At 63.8% G+C, this 16,154-nt stretch carries 17 protein-coding genes; 7 read left to right on the forward strand and 10 right to left on the reverse strand.

Annotation, left to right across the window (positions count from 1 at the left end):
- The first annotated feature begins 176 nt into the window (after nucleotides 1-176).
- From P9217_RS25635 to P9217_RS25660, 6 genes are all read left to right on the forward strand, one after another.
- Nucleotides 177-971 carry a response regulator gene (locus P9217_RS25635; protein ID WP_067002122.1) on the forward strand — a complete coding sequence of 265 codons (795 nt, stop codon included), beginning with the start codon at nucleotides 177-179 and terminating at the stop codon, nucleotides 969-971.
- A 142-nt stretch (nucleotides 972-1,113) separates the two neighbouring features.
- Nucleotides 1,114-1,278, forward strand: a complete 165-nt coding sequence (locus P9217_RS25640) for a DUF1328 domain-containing protein (RefSeq protein ID WP_067002119.1) — start codon at nucleotides 1,114-1,116, stop codon at nucleotides 1,276-1,278.
- A gap of 180 nt (nucleotides 1,279-1,458) precedes the next feature.
- Complete coding sequence (locus tag P9217_RS25645; protein ID WP_278087963.1) at nucleotides 1,459-2,490, forward strand: sensor histidine kinase; 1,032 nt, start codon at nucleotides 1,459-1,461, stop codon at nucleotides 2,488-2,490.
- Nucleotides 2,491-2,714: 224 nt separating this feature from the next.
- Nucleotides 2,715-2,885: a hypothetical protein gene (locus P9217_RS25650; RefSeq protein WP_164747034.1), complete on the forward strand. Its 171-nt coding sequence runs from the start codon at nucleotides 2,715-2,717 to the stop codon at nucleotides 2,883-2,885.
- Nucleotides 2,886-3,001: 116 nt separating this feature from the next.
- A complete protein-coding gene (locus P9217_RS25655; protein WP_067319277.1) occupies nucleotides 3,002-3,304 on the forward strand; it encodes a hypothetical protein in 303 nt (100 codons plus the stop codon).
- A gap of 105 nt (nucleotides 3,305-3,409) precedes the next feature.
- Nucleotides 3,410-3,655 (forward strand): YMGG-like glycine zipper-containing protein, encoded by a 246-nt coding sequence (locus tag P9217_RS25660; protein ID WP_067319279.1) that lies wholly within the window; start codon nucleotides 3,410-3,412, stop codon nucleotides 3,653-3,655.
- A gap of 84 nt (nucleotides 3,656-3,739) precedes the next feature.
- On the opposite strand, the gene P9217_RS25665 is transcribed toward P9217_RS25660, so the two are convergent.
- The 4 genes from P9217_RS25665 to xylF all read right to left on the reverse strand — a co-directional run bounded on the left by P9217_RS25665 (nucleotide 3,740) and on the right by xylF (nucleotide 8,951).
- The gene (locus P9217_RS25665) at nucleotides 3,740-5,365 is read right to left on the reverse strand and encodes a CHASE domain-containing protein (protein WP_067319280.1); all 1,626 of its coding nucleotides are present in this window, start codon (nucleotides 5,363-5,365) and stop codon (nucleotides 3,740-3,742) included.
- 131 nt (nucleotides 5,366-5,496) lie between these two features.
- Nucleotides 5,497-6,297: an ATP-binding cassette domain-containing protein gene (locus P9217_RS25670; RefSeq protein WP_278087962.1), complete on the reverse strand. Its 801-nt coding sequence runs from the start codon at nucleotides 6,295-6,297 to the stop codon at nucleotides 5,497-5,499.
- A gap of 13 nt (nucleotides 6,298-6,310) precedes the next feature.
- On the reverse strand, nucleotides 6,311-7,675 hold the full coding sequence (locus tag P9217_RS25675; protein WP_278087961.1) for a sugar ABC transporter permease: 1,365 nt from the start codon (nucleotides 7,673-7,675) through the stop codon (nucleotides 6,311-6,313).
- Between the two features lie 235 nt (nucleotides 7,676-7,910).
- Entirely contained in the window at nucleotides 7,911-8,951 is a 1,041-nt protein-coding gene (gene xylF / locus P9217_RS25680) for a D-xylose ABC transporter substrate-binding protein (RefSeq protein WP_278087960.1), read from the reverse strand.
- A 346-nt stretch (nucleotides 8,952-9,297) separates the two neighbouring features.
- Between xylF and P9217_RS25685 the strand changes: the two genes are divergently transcribed.
- Nucleotides 9,298-10,533, forward strand: a complete 1,236-nt coding sequence (locus tag P9217_RS25685) for an ROK family transcriptional regulator (RefSeq protein WP_127324921.1) — start codon at nucleotides 9,298-9,300, stop codon at nucleotides 10,531-10,533.
- A 316-nt stretch (nucleotides 10,534-10,849) separates the two neighbouring features.
- Here P9217_RS25685 and phoB read toward each other — a convergent pair whose 3' ends face one another.
- The 6 genes from phoB to pstS are packed head-to-tail and all read right to left on the reverse strand — an operon-like array spanning nucleotide 10,850 to nucleotide 16,033.
- Entirely contained in the window at nucleotides 10,850-11,539 is a 690-nt protein-coding gene (gene phoB / locus P9217_RS25690) for a phosphate regulon transcriptional regulator PhoB (RefSeq protein ID WP_010911896.1), read from the reverse strand.
- Nucleotides 11,540-11,558: 19 nt separating this feature from the next.
- Nucleotides 11,559-12,263, reverse strand: a complete 705-nt coding sequence (phoU, locus tag P9217_RS25695; protein ID WP_095778163.1) for a phosphate signaling complex protein PhoU — start codon at nucleotides 12,261-12,263, stop codon at nucleotides 11,559-11,561.
- Nucleotides 12,264-12,283: 20 nt separating this feature from the next.
- The gene (gene pstB / locus P9217_RS25700; RefSeq protein WP_067002093.1) at nucleotides 12,284-13,087 is read right to left on the reverse strand and encodes a phosphate ABC transporter ATP-binding protein PstB; all 804 of its coding nucleotides are present in this window, start codon (nucleotides 13,085-13,087) and stop codon (nucleotides 12,284-12,286) included.
- On the reverse strand, nucleotides 13,084-13,935 hold the full coding sequence (gene pstA / locus P9217_RS25705; protein ID WP_278087959.1) for a phosphate ABC transporter permease PstA: 852 nt from the start codon (nucleotides 13,933-13,935) through the stop codon (nucleotides 13,084-13,086). Before pstA ends, pstB begins: the two co-directional genes overlap by 4 nt.
- Before the next feature lie 3 nt (nucleotides 13,936-13,938).
- The gene (gene pstC / locus P9217_RS25710) at nucleotides 13,939-14,925 is read right to left on the reverse strand and encodes a phosphate ABC transporter permease subunit PstC (protein WP_067002087.1); all 987 of its coding nucleotides are present in this window, start codon (nucleotides 14,923-14,925) and stop codon (nucleotides 13,939-13,941) included.
- A 49-nt stretch (nucleotides 14,926-14,974) separates the two neighbouring features.
- The gene (gene pstS / locus P9217_RS25715) at nucleotides 14,975-16,033 is read right to left on the reverse strand and encodes a phosphate ABC transporter substrate-binding protein PstS (protein ID WP_278087958.1); all 1,059 of its coding nucleotides are present in this window, start codon (nucleotides 16,031-16,033) and stop codon (nucleotides 14,975-14,977) included.
- Nucleotides 16,034-16,154: the final 121 nt, after the last annotated feature.

The raw sequence follows: 16,154 nt of genomic DNA on the forward strand, positions 1-16,154 counted from the left end.
CACGACGCAAGCGGCACCCTTGTCTGGTTGCCCATCCCACAGCCGGAAACGCCCGCTTCCTAATTTAGTTCCCTGCCCGGCGGAACTTTTTCAGAAAGCCGACGTTGGTTTTGCCGGGACTTCCAGTGAGTCTAGCCTTTGCAATGAAACAACGTCATCTGAGGGAGACGTCAAATATGAGCCTGTCCGCAACCATCGCTCCTCACCTGCCTTTCCTCCGCCGTTTCTCGCGCGCCGTGTCGGGATCGCAGGAAAGCGGTGACGCCCTGGTTGCTGCGATGCTGGAGGCCATCATCGCCGACACCGAAGTTTTCCCCAAGGCATCGAGCGATCGCATTGCGTTGTACAAGGTCTTTGCCAGGCTTTTCACTTCGATTGCGATCCGCGTGCCGCAAGAGCATGCGCAGACAGCTTGGGAGCAGCGGGCGGCCGCCAATCTCAACGCAATCGCGCCGCGGCCGAGGCAGGCTTTCCTGCTGGTCGCCGTAGAGGGTTTCAGCGAGGATGAAGCGGCGGAAATCCTCGATGCCGACGAACAGGAGTTCTCCGAATTGCTTGCCCAGGCAAGCAGCGAGATTTCCCGCCAGGTCGCCACCGACGTGCTGATCATCGAGGACGAGCCGCTGATCGCCATGGACATCGAGGAGATGGTCGAAAGCCTCGGCCATCGCGTTGTCGGCACCGCCCGCACGCACGCCGAGGCGGTCGCCGTTTTCGGCAAGACGCGTCCGAAAATGGTGCTGGCCGACATCCAGCTCGCCGATGGCAGCTCGGGCATAGAGGCGGTCAACGAGATCTTGTCCTCGACGCCGGTGCCGGTGATCTTCATCACCGCTTTCCCTGAGCGCCTGTTGACCGGCGAGCGTCCCGAACCGGCGTTTCTGGTGACCAAGCCCTTCAATCCAGACATGGTGAAGGCCCTGATCAGTCAGGCGCTGTTCTTCGACCGGCAGGCGAAAGCCGCGGCCTGACCGCATGTCCGATCATTGAGGTCTCATGCGAGGCGCGGAGTCCCATCCGTGAAGCGTTTTCAGGGGATCGTCTTTTTCCGCAAATGGTGGAACAAACGCCATCCAGCCACGTTTTTTCCAGGACGTTAGAAGGAGAGATATCATGCTGTACTGGGCGCTCGTTTTTCTTGTGGTCGCGATCATCGCCGGCGCGCTTGGGTTCGGCGGCATCGCCGGCACGTCGGCTGGCATCGCGCAGATATTGTTCTTCGTCTTCCTTGCTTTCCTGGTGATCTCACTCATCGCCGGCCTCGTCAGGAGAACCTGACCAGGGGGAGTGCCGAACACTGGAAGCCGCACCCCTCAAACGGTTTCCAGCCACCGCCGGGCGATGTCCCCAAAAGGATGTCGTCCGGCGGACCGCTTTTGGGCAGCATAAGCATCAGTAGGTCAAGACCGGGGCAGCAATCCTCGTAAGCCGTTCGCGCCTGGATGCGGGAAGTATCGAATGCGTTCCAAGGCCTCAGAGAAGGACTATACGCAAGAGCGCAGCGACGAAGTGATCGCGATGCAGCCGGCGGAAAGCGGGATGCAGGTGGGTCGCGCGCTACTCCACGCGCTCCACAATGCTGGAATTTCGGTCCTCTACCAGGATCGTGAAATGAAGACCGTCTGGGCGCGCAACATGCGCGCCCCGTGGGCCTGCGAGACGGCCGAGGGCAAGGATGCGCTTTCCCCCGCGCAGTCCGAGCGCATAGGCGCAGCCAAGCGCAAGGTGATTGAAACCGGCAACCCGGATCGCCTCGAGCTCGGCATTTCCGACAGTGACGGCGTGCGCTGGTTCCATGTCTGGATCGATGCCGATCGCAGCGACTCCGGCGAGGTTCAGGGCGTCGTCACCACCATGGTCGAGACGACGGAGCAGAAGCGCCGCGAGCAGACGCTGAAGACGCTGCTGCGAGAGGTCAGCCATCGCTCGAAGAATCTTCTGGCCATCATCCAGAGCATAGCCACCCAGACCGGACGCTACTCGGAGACGCTCGGCGATTTTCTGACGCACTTTCGCGGCCGCATCCAGTCGCTCGCCTCGTCTCAGGATCTGGTGACATCCTCCAACTGGCGGGGAGCGGCGCTTCGTGAGCTCGTGTCCGGCCAGGTCGGCCGCTATAGCGCCGATCCAAGTCGCAGCCTGCGTTTCGATGGGGAGAACCCTTACCTCAATCCGAACGCTGCCCTTCATATCGGACTGGCCATGCACGAGCTGGCCGTGAATTCGGTAAGCTACGGCGCCCTGTCGCAGCCTGACGGACGGATCAGGGTAAGCGCCAGGATCGCGGCCGGCAGCGAGACTTCGCCTGGCCTTTTGCTGATTTGGACAGAAAGGATCGGCGCCGGTCGGCGCACCGAAAATCGTTTTGGCAGCGTCGCCCTCGAACGCGTCGTGCCGACGTCGCTGAACGGCTCCGCCAGTCTCGATATCGACGACGATCGTCTCGAATATCGCCTGACCATCCCGCGCGGCAATTTCGAGATAGAATGAACAACCACGTCTTGGGCAACAGACAGCCGCCGGAGAGGCGTTAACCTGCCATTCACCATAAAATCCGATTGTGTTCCCCGGCAGAAGCAACTCCAGGATAGCGCGCAATGCCCTTCCGAGTTGCGTAAAACCTTGGAGCGGATCGGCGATCCCGTCAGGCGCTGAACCACTCGCGACGGAGCAAACCCAGCCGCGCAATCACACCGCGATTTGGGAGGAACCGAATGATGATTGCCGATATGAACAGGCTGGAGCAGGCCGCCCGCGTCTCGATGAGCGGCTTCCAGGACACCGAAGCACGGCCCTCGCCCCGTTCCTCCCATCCATCGCTTCGCCTCGGCGCCGTCGCGCTTGTTGCTGCTCTCGTGCTGGCGGTGGCCTGGCAACTGGCCTGATCTTTCCAATCGAGCAGCCGGCCGGCGCCAAGGGCACGCGCCATTGCGCGCCGACTCCGCCGAGCAGGAACTTTTGAGCGGCAACAATCGTTCTTTGCGGCGGGAGGATTCGACCCGTGGAACACATCGCCGCCTTGCTCCTCGTCATTGGCTGCTCGGACACCATGACCGATTGCCGCGAATTGTCGGTGCCGGTCAGCGTCTTCGAGACTTTCGAGGCCTGCATCGCCGAACGGCCGTTTGCGCTGGGCGACATGCAGGGGCGCACGCCGCGTGTCATGGGCGAGTGCCTTGCCGTCGATCCGGCGCTTGAAGACGACTACGATCAACTGCTGTGGACCGTGCGTCCCGACGGCAGGCTAGTCGCGTCGCTGGAAACTTCCGGCGCGCTTGTCGCGTCAAACGGGGCACGCCCGTAAGACACTCTCTTCAGCGATAATAAGATCGGACAGGCAAAGCCCGTTTTTTCGTGCTAAACGGCGGTTGGCACTGCCGAAAGTGAGGACAAAAGCGAGGAGCTATTTATGCGGAAAATGATCATTGCCATGGTTGCCGTGGTCGCCGTCAGCGGCTGCACCACGACCGAGCAGGACGTCGTCGGGGGCGGCCTGATCGGCGCCGGCGTCGGCGGCTTGGTCGGCGGCGGCAGGGGCGCGCTGATCGGCGCGGCTGTGGGCGCCGGGTCCGGCCTGTTGGTTCGCAACCTGCGCAATGGCTATTGCGTGTATCGCCGCTCTGACGGCACGAGATACAAGGCCCGCTGCAACTGATTTTCCGCGAGACACAGTCATCTACCCGGGGGCCCGACCAGCGGTCCCCGGGTAGATCCTCGTTGGACCCTGACTGACGGGCGCTCAGCCTGGCAGAGGTATTCGGATTTCCACCTTAAGCCCGTCGGCCCGGTAGTCGCGCTTGATCGTACCGCGCAATTCGCGCGTGACATTGAGATCGATCAGCTTGGTGCCGAAACCGGTCTTTGCCGGCGGCTCCAGTTTCTTCTGCCCGGCCTCGCGCCAATCGAGCACCAGCGTCCGCTCCCGGCCACGTCCTTCGACCCGCCACTCGACCTTCAGGGCGCCCACCGAGTTGCCGGCCTCGCCATATTTCAGCGCGTTGGTGGCAAGCTCGTGGAAGGTCAGGCCGAGCGCCTGCGTCGTCGTCTCGTCAAGCAGCACTTCCGGCCCCGACAATATGCCTTCGGAAAGCTCTTTGCCGAACACCTGCCCAAGCTCCGTGCGCAGCAGGTCGCCGAGGTCCGCCTTCTGCCAGCGCGAGCGTGTCAGCATGTCCTGCGACGCGGCCATCGCCTGCAGCCGCGCCGAGAATGATGCCGAGAACTCCTTGACGTCGGTGGCCTGCGAAGCAGTCTGCCGTGCGATCGCCAGCACCCTGGTGATCGAGTTCTTGATGCGGTGCTTCATCTCCTGCAGGATCAGCTCCTTTTCCAGCAGGCTCTTCTCCGTGGCCTCATGCAGCAGCGACTTCGCCTCGTAGGCGCGCTCCTGATAGCGGGCCACCAAGGCGATCGCCCCGGCGAGCAGCAGGCCGAACAGCCCGAGCATCACCGGGATGGCGCGCGAGGACGGCAGCGCGAAAGCGCTCGTCGGCCGAAACAGGACGGTCCAGGGCCGGCCGGCCACGACGATATCCCGGCGCGCCAGCAGCTTTCCGCCGAGCGATTCGGCCGGCGGCGCCTCCGATCGGAACAGGAGATTGTCGGCACCCGGCTGGCCGTCGAAGATTTCGACGTTGACCGGCAGCAGCGGAGCCTTGCTGAGCGCCACCTGGAACAGATCGCGTGCGCGGAAGGAGGCGTAGAGGAAGCCGGCGGTCGAGGAGCGGCTGGCATCGATGACGTCCGGGGCCGTTTCCACGTTCAGCCGCACGAAGACCAGAAATCCGGGGAAGGTCTGCTCCAGCCCTTGTCCCTGGCCAAGTTGAACGAGCCCGCTGGCATGCTGCTGGTCGTCGGCCATGGCCTTCTCGATTGCCGCCCGCCGTGCCGGGTCGCTGAACATGTCGAAGCCGATGATCGACTGGTTGGAGGTATCGAGCGGCTCGAAAAGCACGATGGGCGTGCGCCATTGCTGCTGCGTGATTGCCGGATAGACCGGGTGGGCCGAACCGCGAGCGCGCAGGATGTCGCGCTCGAGCGTGGCCTCGTCGCCGGCCTTGGCCAGCCTCAGGAAGCCGATGCCGCGCAGTCCGGCGAAATTGTCGTCGATGTCGAGCGCGGTGAGGAAGGCCTTGAACTCGCCGCGCGTGATATCGCCGTTACGAGCATCGAACAGCGCCTGGGTCGAGCGCAGCAGCGACAGATGCAGGTCGATGCGGCTCTCGATGCGGTTGAGCGCATCGTCGGCGGTTCCCTCGAACTTGATGCGTGCCGCCTCCTGGGTCGCGAAATAGGCGAACCCCGCCATCGTCAGGCTGATCAGCGCGACGGCGATGAAGGCGACGATCGGGAAAAGCTTTTTCAATGCAGGGTGCGGCCCATGGACGGTTGGCCACCTTTATGGGCAAGTCTCCGCGCCAATACAATGGCAAGGCCAACCCAACGCCGCGATTGGCTCATCAAACAAGTCGCAAATTAGCCAACCAATCTATGGTCTTAGGCCGCGATTTTCAGCGCTCCCGGGCCTGGCATGGCGCCTGGCGGGCACTTGCCCAGAATGATCATGCCGAGCACCTCGTCCTGGGTCACGTCGCTGGTGCGCGCCGTACCGACGACCTGGCCGTTCTTCATGACGCAGACCCTGTCCGCCAGCTCGAACACGTCATGGATGTCGTGGCTGATCAGGAAGATGCCGATGCCGTCGGCCTTGAGTTGCCGCACCAGTTCGCCGACCTGGGCCGTCTCCTGGGGGCCGAGCGCTGCCGTCGGCTCGTCCATGATCAGGATTCGCGCGTTGAACAGGATCGCGCGCGCGATCGCCACCGACTGTCTCTGTCCGCCGGACAGCTTGATCACCGGCTCCTTGAAGCGCTGGAAGCGCGGATTGAGCCGGCCCATCACCTTGCGCGTTTCGGCCTCCATGGCGACGTCGTCCAGCGTGCCCCAGGCGGTCATCAGCTCGCGGCCGAGGAAAAGATTGGCGGCGGCGTCGACGTTGTCGGCAAGCGCCAGCGTCTGATAGATCGTCTCGATGCCGTATTTCTTGGCGTCGCGCGGGTTGGAGATTGCTGCCTCCTCGCCGTTGACGAAGATCTGCCCGGCATCGCGCTTGTAGGCGCCGGACAGTATCTTGATCAGCGTCGACTTGCCGGCGCCGTTGTGGCCGAGGAGCGCCACCACTTCGCCGGGGAAGAGATCGATGGAGGCATCGTCGACGGCGCGAATGCCGCCGAAGGCGATCGAGATGTTGCGCATGTCGACCAGCGGGGCGCCGGCGGGAGCGTTCTTGTCTGCCATGATGCTGCCTCCTTCACACCCGCTTGCGGTAGATGGTGTCGAGCCAGACCGCGATGACTAGCACGGCGCCGACGACGATGCTTTGCAGCGGCGAATCGACGCCGAGGAGCACCATGCCGGACTGCAGTGACTGCATCAGCAGCGCCCCAAGCATAGCGCCGAGCACGGTTCCCGAGCCGCCGGCGAGCGAGGTGCCTCCGATGACCGCCGCGGCGATGACCAGGAGCTCGTCCAGCGTGCCGAGCGCATTGGTCGATGAATTCTGCCGCGCCGACGATATCGCCGCGGCCATCGTCGCCAGCACGCCCATGATCATGAACACCTTCATGGTGATCCAGCGCGTGTTGATGCCGGCAAGGTTGGCCGCTTCCGGATTGCCGCCGATGGCAAAGACATAGCGGCCGAAGCGAGTGCGCTTGGTGATGAAGGTCATGACGAGGCCGACGGCGATCGCCATCAGCACCGGAACGGCGATGCCGTGGGCGATGAACAGGCCGCCTTCGGGGACCGTGAGATTGTTGGCGGCGGCGTAGCGGTTCACGATGCCGACCGGCCACGGATAGGAATTGGCCAGCCACACCGCGCCCATGATGACGGCGCAGGTGACCGCGCCGAGCAGCGTCTCGGCCCAGATCGGACGCAGCGGAAAACGGAAGCGCTTGCGCTGCACCCTGCCGTTGAACAGCGCAAACACCACGGCAAAACAGGCGACGGCGCCGACGATCCAGCTCCATCTGGCGCCGATCGAGCCGGCCGGTCCGCCGCCCATCAGCTGGAAGGTGGCGTCGAGCGGCGCCACCGTCTGGCCGCTGGTGACCCACCAGGCAGCACCGCGCCAGACCAGCAGCCCGCCAAGCGTCACGATGAAGGCCGGCACTTCGAGATAGGCGATGACGAAGCCCTGGAAGGCGCCGATCAGCAGGCCGAGCGCCAGGCCGATCAACAGCGCCAGCACCCAGATCCAGGGATTGCCAAGCTCGAGCCCAACCATTCGCACCAGGAAATGCACTTGGGCAAAGCCCATGACCATGCCGATCAAACCCTCGGCGGATCCGACGGAGAGGTCGATGTTGCGCATGACGATGACCAGCACCATGCCGGAAGCCATGATGGCCACGGCCGAGGTCTGCACCGACAGGTTCCACAGGTTGCGCGGCGTCAGGAACGTTCGGCTATCGAAATCGAGCGGATTGACGCCGAGCCGCAGGCTCGAGATGACATGCAGGCCAATCCAGATGATCAGCAGCGCGCCGACCATGCCGAGCATGCGGGTGTCGAGCTCGGTCGCCTTGAGGAAGCGCCCGACGGCGCTGAGTTCGGAAGCCCGCGCGCGATCCGCCGCCGGGTTGGCCGGCGTATCAGAGGTCGTATCGGTCATGATCTCCTCCCACCGGCTTGCCGTCTGGCGCGATGCCGGACCACGATGCTAGAGCAATTCCAGGAAAAGTGCGTGGCCGCCTGGAATTGCGCGGAAACAAACGGCTGGAGCAGTTCGGCGATCCTGCCGGACAGTGAACTGCCCCAATGGTCTCCGGCTTCAGTACGCCCGAAAGCCTTTGGAAAAACGCCGCGGCTGTCGGGCCGCGGCGCTGCGTTTGAACCTGACGGCCAGCTTAGTTGCAGACCGCGACGCTGCCGGCGGCAACGCCCGCGCAGACTTCATCCTTCTTGATCCAACCCGCGTCGATGACGAGGTTGAGATTATCCTTGGTGATTGCGACCGGGGTCAGGAACAGCGACTTGACGGTGTTGCCGCCAGGCGTCGTGAAGTCCTTGGCGCCCGCGATGTCGGTCATCTTCTTGCCGTCGGCGAGCTGCGAGGCGATCTCGGCGGCGTGCTTGCCGAGCTCGCGCGCGTCCTTCCACACCGACACCGTCTGGCTGCCGAGCGCGATGCGGTTGAGCGCGGCATGGTCGCCGTCCTGGCCCGAGACCGGAACGGTGCCGGCCAGCCCTTGCGCCGTCAGAGCCGCGACGACGCCGCCGGCGGTGCCGTCATTGGCCGCCACCACCGCGTCGACCTTGTTGTCGTTGGCGGTCAGGAACTGCTCCATGTTCTTCTGCGCATTGGCGGGAAGCCAGCCATCGGTATAGGCCTCGCCGACATTCTTGATCTTGCCGCTGTCGATGGCTTCCTTCAGCACTTCCATCGAGCCGGAGAACAGGAAATCGGCGTTCGGGTCGGCGCCCGAGCCCTTGATGAAGACGTAATTCCCCTCGGGCTTAGCCTTGAACACCTCGCGGGCCTGCATGCGGCCGACTTCCTTGTTGTCGAAGGTCAGATAAAACACGTCCTTGTTCTCGATCAGGCGGTCGTAGCCGACGACCGGAATGCCTTCGTCGAGTGCCTTCTGCACCGCCGGCCCGATGGCGGAGGCGTCCTGCGCCAGGATTATCAACGCATTCGCGCCCTGCGAGATCAGGCTTTCGACGTCGGTCAGCTGCTTGCCTGGATTGGACTGTGCGTCGGCGGATATATATTTGTCGCCGGCGGCCTCGATCGCCTTCTTCATCGCCGCTTCGTCGGTCTTCCAGCGCTCTTCCTGGAAATTGGACCACGAAACGCCGATCACCTTGTCCTTCGCCTGCGCGACCGACGCCAACGTCAACGACATGGCGACGCCCGCCAGAATGGCGGCTGCGAATCTCTTCATGATATCCTCCCTGCGCCCCTCGCGGCGCGACCCAGACTGGCCCGAAGGCGATGAGGCTTTTTTTCGAGCCTCGAAAAAATACTGATCCAACGCTAAAGCGCTGTCAACTGCAATTCTGACGGTTTTTGAGGTGGTCACGTACTTTTTTCGAGACCCGCAATAAATAATGACAGTGCCGACCGCTTCTGCCACTATCGCGGAACAGTTCGGGAGGAGGCGCAGCCCGGTCCACCGAAACTTGTAAGACCAGGACGGTTCGGGTGCCGGCGTGCGGGACTGAACCGATCTGGCGCGTCGCCGAGTCCTGTGCATGATCGAGAGGCCGCGCTGACTGGGAGGAGAAAAAATGTCGGTCGGAATCCGCCACGACGATCTGCGCCGGCGCAACCGCGCCATGGTGCTCTCGGCCGTGCGCCGGGCCGGCCAACCGTCGCGCACGGAAATCGCCGCGACCACCGGGCTCAGCCATTCGACCATTTCGGCGATCTCTTCCGACCTGATCCAGGAAGGCATCCTGGCCGAGAGCAAGCCGAGCGAGACCGCGTCTCTGAAGCGCGGCCGGCCACAGGTGGGCCTCGCGCTCAAGCCGGAGGCGGCGGCGGTGGTGACGGTGGTGCTGTCGCTCAATTTCCTCTCGGTCGCCGTTATTGATTATGCGGGTCAGGTCATCGCCGAGGAGCAGCGCCGCCTCGATACGCTCACCATGCCGCGCAACGAGCTGATCGGCGAATGCTTGGCGATCGTGCGGCGCCGGCTGGACGATCCGGACCTCGACGTCGGCAGCGTCGCCCGCATCGCCATGGGCATCCAGGGCATCACCGATTCCCATGCCCGCGCCATGCTATGGTCGCCGATCACGCCGCTGACCGACATTCCCTTCGCCGACATCCTGGAAAAGGAATTCGGCATTCCGGCCACCATGGAAAACGACTGCAACATGATGGCGGTGGCGCTGCAGTGGCGCGATCCCGACCGCTATCGCGACAATTTCATCGCCATCCTGCTCTCGCACGGCATCGGCATGGGCCTGGTGCTGAAGGGCGAGCTGTTCACCGGCACGCATTCTTCCGGCGGCGAGTTCGGCCACATGATCCATCGTCCGGGCGGCGCGCTCTGCCGTTGCGGACGCCGCGGCTGCGTCGAGGCCTATGCCGGCAACTACGCCATCTGGCGCAGCGCCATGAAGATGAGCGAGGACGCCGAGCCGGTCGATGTCGGCGACGCCGACATGCGGGCGCTCGCCGCCAAGGCGCGCGAGACGGATGGCCCGGAGCGCGAGGCCTATCGCCGGGCCGGGGAGGCGCTGGGCTTCGGCCTTGGCAGCCTGTTCGCGCTGATCGACCCGGCGCCGGTCGCCATGGTCGGCGTCAGCGCCGCCGCCTTTGACCTGATCGAGCCGGCGCTGCGCGAGGCGATCGGCCAGACCGCCGGAGGCCAGCATTCAAACTCGATCTCCTTCGATACCGAGCCGAACGAATTGCCGCTGATCCGCGAAGGCTGCGCCGTGCGCGCGCTGACCTTCGTCGACCAGGAGATTTTCGCCCCGGGCGTGCAGGCAAGAGCGGGCAAGAACGTGGCCTGAGCAGCTTCGATAGCGATCGTTGGCTTCTGTGCGTCCTGCAGACGCCGGAGATTAGCGAAGGCCCCGCAGCTTCGTCATTCCAGGGCGGAGCAGGAGCGAAGCTCCGTCGCGGAGACCCTGGAATCCATGCCATTACCTCAATCGTCGGATGAGCGGAGCAGAATTTCTGCACCGCCGCGGCGCGTGGAAGTCGCGTGGATCGTCGGGTCTGCGCCGCGTCGCGACGCTTCGTGCTCCGCCCGTGGACGGCGAAGCACCAGCGTCTCGATAACCCGCCAGCGCAGATAGAACCCGTCAGACCTTCGGTGCCCTGGATCTAATCTTCCCTGATCGCGTAGCCCGCCCCACGGATGGTACGTATGACGTCCGGCATCCGGCCGTTGTTGACCGCCTTGCGCAGGCGTCCGACATGCACGTCCACGGTGCGCTCGTCGATATAGATCGTCTCGCCCCATACATTGTCGAGCAGCTGGCTGCGCGAGAACACCCGGCCGGGATGCCGCATCATGAATTCCAGCAGCCTGAACTCGGTCGGGCCGAGCCGGATCTCGCTCTTCTTGCGGTAGACGCGATGCGATTCGCGATCGAGCACGATGTCGCCGACCTTGAGCACGCTGGACAGCACCTCCGGCTTGGCGCGGCGCAGCAGCGCCTTGACCCTGGCCATGAATTCCGGCGTCGAGAACGGCTTGACCAGATAGTCGTCGGCGCCGGTCGAGAGGCCGCGCACCCTGTCGCTTTCCTCGCCGCGCGCGGTCAGCATGATGATCGGCAGGCGTTCGGTCTCGGGCCGCATCCTGAGGCGCCGGCAAAGCTCGATGCCGGACACCGCCGGCACCATCCAGTCGAGCACCAGAAGGTCGGGTACATTCTCCTGCAGGCGGATCTCGGCCTCGTCGCCGCGCGTCACCACCTCGACCTGATAGCCCTCGGATTCGAGGTTGTAGCGGAGCAGCACCCCCAGCGGCTCCTCGTCCTCCACCACCATGATGCGTGGCGCGATCATTTAGCAGGCACCTTCGCTGTCAGGCCGCCGGCGCCGACATCGCCGTCTCGTCCTGCTTAGGACGATTCGCCGGCAATTGCGTGCCGGTCAGCACATAGTAGGCGTTCTCGGCGATGTTGGTGACGTGGTCGCCTATGCGCTCCAGATTCTTGGCGCAGAACAACAGATGCGTGCAAGCCGTGATGTTGCGCGGATCCTCCATCATGTAGGTCAGGAGCTCGCGGAAGACGGAGGTGTATTTGACGTCGATGCGCTCGTCGTCGTTGCGGAGCTTGGCGAGCGCCGTGGCGTCGCCGGCGGTGTATTCCTCGATCACGCCCTGCACTTGGATCAGCACCAGCTGCGCCATCGAATCGATGGAGTGCGAAAGGTCGCGCGGCGCGGCGCTGATGCCGACCGAGCCGACGCGCTTAGCGATGTTCTTGGCAAGGTCGCCGATGCGCTCGAGATCGCCGGCCATGCGGATGGCGCCAACGACGCTGCGCAGGTCGTCGGCCATCGGCTGGCGTTTGGCAATCAGCGTGATGGCGCGATCGTCGAGCTCGCGTTGGCGCGCGTCCATGATGGCATCGTCGGAGACCACGCGCTGCGCCAGCGCGTTGTCGGAATTCAGCAGAGCCTTGGTCGACGCGCCGACCATCGAGCCGGCAAGATCGCCCATGTCGCGGATGAGCTGGCTGATCTGCCTCAGATCCTCGTCGAAGGAAGCGACCGTATGGGCCATGGTTATGTCCTCGTATGAACTCAGCCGAAGCGGCCGGTGATGTAGTCCTGCGTGCGCTTCTCGCGGGGCGAGGTGAAAATCTTTTCGGTCCGGTCGAATTCGATCAGCTCGCCGAGATACATGAACGCCGTTTGCCGCGAGACGCGCGCCGCCTGCTGCATGTTGTGGGTGACGATCACGATCGTGTAGTCGGCCTGCAGCTCGTCGATCAGCTCCTCGATCTTGGCGGTCGACAGGGGATCGAGCGCCGATGCCGGCTCGTCGAGCAGGATGACCTCCGGCTTCACCGCCACGGTGCGGGCGATGCAGAGCCGCTGCTGCTGGCCGCCCGAAAGGCTCTGGCCGCTGGCGTTGAGCTTGTCCTTGACCTCGTTCCACAGCGCGGCGCGCTTCAGCGCCTGCTCGACGCGATTGTCCATCTCGGCCTTGCTGATCTTCTCATACAGCCTAACGCCGAAGGCGATGTTCTCGTAGATCGACATCGGGAACGGCGTCGGCTTCTGGAACACCATGCCGATCTTGGTCCTGAGCAGGTTGAGGTCCTGCGAGCGGTCGAGGATGTTCTTGCCGTCGAGCAGCACCTGGCCTTCGGCGCTCTGCTTCGGGTAGAGCTCGTAGATGCGGTTGAGCACGCGCAGCAGCGTCGACTTTCCGCAGCCCGAAGGTCCGATGAAGGCGGTGACGCTGCGCTCGGGCAGCGACAGGTTGATGTCCTTCAGCGCCTTCGACTGGCCATAGTAGAAGTTGAGGTTCTTGACTTCGATCTTGGCCTTCTCGGCGGTCGTCTCGGCTACGTTCAGGTCGGTGGACAACATCGGTTTCATCTGTCCTCTCTGCGTCCGGTAAGGCTGCGGGCGAAGATGCTCAGCCCGAGAACCGTCAGGGTGATTATGAGTGCGCCCGTCCAGGCCAGTTGCTGCCATTCCTCATAAGGGCTCAGCGCAAACTGGAAGATGGTCACCGGCAGGCTGGCCATCGGCGCGTTGAGATTGCTCGACCAGAACTGGTTGTTGAGCGCTGTGAAGAGCAGCGGCGCCGTCTCGCCCGAAATGCGGGCGATCGCCAGCAATATGCCGGTGACGATGCCGGACAGTGCGGCGCGATAGGCGACCGAGCGGATCACCACCCAGCGCGGCGCGCCGATGGCGGTGCCGGCCTCGCGCAGCGCGTTGGGCACAAGGTTCAGCATGTCCTCGGTGGTGCGCACTACCACGGGGATCACCAGGATCGACAGCGCCACCGCGCCGGCGATCGCCGAGAAATGACCCATCGGCCGCACCATCAGCTCGTAGACGAACAGGCCGACGATGATCGACGGCGCCGACAACAGGATGTCGTTGATGAAGCGCACCACTGTCGAGAGGCGCGAGAAGCGCCCGTACTCGGCCATATAGGTTCCGGCGAGCACGCCGATCGGCGTGCCGACGACGATGCCGATCACGGTCATCACGATGCTGCCGTAAATGGCGTTGAGCAGGCCGCCGGCGTCGCCGGGCGGCGGCGTCATTTCCGTGAACACCGAAAGCGAGACACCCGAGAGCCCCTTATAGAGAAGGGCGCCGAGGATCAGCGCCAGCCAGACGAGGCCGATGCCCGCCGCTATGGTGCAGAGCGCCATCATCACGGCGTTCTTGCGCTTCCGGCTTCGGTGGAGCGATGCGGCTGTCGACATCGGTCAGGCTCCCGTGCGGCTATCGATGCGCAACAGCATGTAGCGTGCGAGCGCGAGGATGATGAAGGTGATGATGAACAGGATCAGTCCGAGCGCCACCAGTGAGGACGTGTAAAGCTCGCCGTCGGCTTCGGTGAATTCGTTGGCGATGGTCGCCGAGATCGTCGTGCCGGGCGCAAAAAGCGAGGCGCTGATGCGGTGCGCATTGCCGATGACGAAGGTGACGGCCATCGTCTCGCCGAGCGCGCGGCCAAGACCGAGCATGACGCCGCCCATGATGCCGACCCGAGTATAGGGGATGACCACGCGCCGGGTCACTTCCCAGGTCGTGCAGCCGATGCCGTAGGCCGATTCCTTCAGCACCGCTGGCACCGTGTCGAACACGTCCTTGGTGATCGAGGTGATGAAGGGCAGCACCATGATGGCGAGGATCAGTGAAGACGTCAGCAGGCCGATGCCGTAGGGCGGACCGGCAAACAGGCTGGCGAGACCCGGTATGCCGTGGAAAAGATTGATGATGAACGGCTGTACCGTCGTCTGCAGGAATGGCGCGAAGACGAACAGGCCCCAGATGCCGTAGATGATCGAGGGAATGCCGGCGAGCAGCTCGACCGCGATGCCGATCGGGCGCCTGAGCGGGCGCGGGCAGAGCTCGGTCAGGAAGACGGCGATGCCGATGCCGATCGGCACGGCAATGAGGATGGCGATGGCCGAGGTGACGACGGTGCCGTAGATGGGCGCAAGCGCGCCGAAATTCTCGGTGACCGGATTCCAGGATTCAGTCGTCAGGAAGGAGAAGCCGAACTTCGATAGCGCCTCCCACGAGCCGGCGATCAGCGAGACCGCGACGCCGCCCAGAAGAACCAGCACGAGTATGGCGGAGAGGCGCGTGACCGTTCGGAAGATCGTGTCGGTCAGGGCGAAGCGGCGCACCGTCGCTTCCCTGGTCCGTATGGCGGACGATGTCACGGCTTCGGAAACGGCTGTCATTTGCCCCTCGCATTTCGAAAGAGACAGGAGGGCGCCCGAGGCGCCCTCCTTACATGCCGGAGTAGAGCGGCTTGCCGTTGCTGTCGACGATGTCCTTGCTCCACATTTCCTCGACGCTCTTCACGACCGCGTCGGGCATCGGAACATAGTCCAGCTCGGCGGCCATGTCGTCGCCCCTGGCGTAGGACCAGGCGAAGAACTTGAGCGCTTCGGTGGTGGCCGCCGCATCGTCGGGCTTCTGGTAGACGAGGATCCAGGTCGCGGAGGTCATCGGCCAGCTTTCAGCACCAGCCTGGTTGGCCAGGATGACGCCGTAGCCAGGCTTGGAGCTCCAGTCGGCATTGGCCGCAGCGGCCGAGAACGCGGCAGCGGTCGGCTCTACCTTCTTGCCGTCCTTATTGATCAGGTCGGTATAGGTGAGCTTGTTCTGTTTGGCATAGGCATACTCGACATAGCCGATCGCGCCACCGGTCTGCGCTACGTTGTTGGCGACGCCTTCGTTGCCCTTGGCGCCGATGCCCACCGGCCACTCGAGCGCGGTATTGACGCCGACCTTCGACTTCCAGTCGGCGCTGACTTCGGCCAGATAGTAGCTGAAGTTAAACGTGGTGCCCGAGCCGTCCGAACGGTGGACGACCGCGATCGCCTGGTCGGGCAGCTTGACGTCGGGGTTGAGCTTCTTGATCGCCTCGTCATTCCAGTTGGTGATCTTGCCGACGAAGATGTCGGCCAGCGTCGGGCCGTCGAGCACCAGTTCGCCCGGCTTGACACCTTCGAGGTTGACGACCGGAACGATGCCGCCCATCACCATCGGGAACTGCGCGAGCCCGGTCGACTTGAGATCCTCGCCCTTGAGCGGCGCGTCCGAGGCGCCGAAGGTCACGGTCTTGGCCTTGATCTGCTTGATGCCGCCACCGGAGCCGATCGACTGATAGTTGAGACCGATGCCGGTCTCCTTTTTGTAGACGTCGGCCCACTTGGCGTAGATCGGATAGGGGAAGGTAGCGCCGGCACCGGAGATGTCGGCCGCCATAGCGGCGGAGAGGGAAAGCGTGGATGCCGCAGCCATTGCAATCGCAACGGCCGCCGAGCGGATGAAATGTCTCATGTGGCCTGCTCCTGTTCGGAATATGGTCTTTCGGCAACCCTTTTCTGTCGGCGCCTGACGAGCGCAATAGACGTCGATTATTACAGTCGCATGACAGTTTCGTGTCAGCCCGGTAACGCCT

It is taken from the genome of Mesorhizobium sp. WSM4989 (assembly GCF_029625795.1).
GTDB lineage: Bacteria > Pseudomonadota > Alphaproteobacteria > Rhizobiales > Rhizobiaceae > Mesorhizobium.

What these genes read in the sequence shown, in the direction of transcription:
- P9217_RS25635 (WP_067002122.1), top strand. Translation starts at nt 177, where the DNA reads ATGAGCCTGTCCGCAACCATCGCTCCTCACCTGCCTTTCCTCCGCCGT.
- P9217_RS25640 (WP_067002119.1), top strand. Translation starts at nt 1,114, where the DNA reads ATGCTGTACTGGGCGCTCGTTTTTCTTGTGGTCGCGATCATCGCCGGC.
- P9217_RS25645 (WP_278087963.1), top strand. Translation starts at nt 1,459, where the DNA reads ATGCGTTCCAAGGCCTCAGAGAAGGACTATACGCAAGAGCGCAGCGAC.
- P9217_RS25650 (WP_164747034.1), top strand. Translation starts at nt 2,715, where the DNA reads ATGATGATTGCCGATATGAACAGGCTGGAGCAGGCCGCCCGCGTCTCG.
- P9217_RS25660 (WP_067319279.1), top strand. Translation starts at nt 3,410, where the DNA reads ATGCGGAAAATGATCATTGCCATGGTTGCCGTGGTCGCCGTCAGCGGC.
- P9217_RS25670 (WP_278087962.1), bottom strand. Translation starts at nt 6,297, where the DNA reads ATGGCAGACAAGAACGCTCCCGCCGGCGCCCCGCTGGTCGACATGCGC.
- P9217_RS25675 (WP_278087961.1), bottom strand. Translation starts at nt 7,675, where the DNA reads ATGACCGATACGACCTCTGATACGCCGGCCAACCCGGCGGCGGATCGC.
- xylF (WP_278087960.1), bottom strand. Translation starts at nt 8,951, where the DNA reads ATGAAGAGATTCGCAGCCGCCATTCTGGCGGGCGTCGCCATGTCGTTG.
- P9217_RS25685 (WP_127324921.1), top strand. Translation starts at nt 9,298, where the DNA reads ATGTCGGTCGGAATCCGCCACGACGATCTGCGCCGGCGCAACCGCGCC.
- phoB (WP_010911896.1), bottom strand. Translation starts at nt 11,539, where the DNA reads ATGATCGCGCCACGCATCATGGTGGTGGAGGACGAGGAGCCGCTGGGG.
- phoU (WP_095778163.1), bottom strand. Translation starts at nt 12,263, where the DNA reads ATGGCCCATACGGTCGCTTCCTTCGACGAGGATCTGAGGCAGATCAGC.
- pstB (WP_067002093.1), bottom strand. Translation starts at nt 13,087, where the DNA reads ATGAAACCGATGTTGTCCACCGACCTGAACGTAGCCGAGACGACCGCC.
- pstA (WP_278087959.1), bottom strand. Translation starts at nt 13,935, where the DNA reads ATGTCGACAGCCGCATCGCTCCACCGAAGCCGGAAGCGCAAGAACGCC.
- pstC (WP_067002087.1), bottom strand. Translation starts at nt 14,925, where the DNA reads ATGACAGCCGTTTCCGAAGCCGTGACATCGTCCGCCATACGGACCAGG.
- pstS (WP_278087958.1), bottom strand. Translation starts at nt 16,033, where the DNA reads ATGAGACATTTCATCCGCTCGGCGGCCGTTGCGATTGCAATGGCTGCG.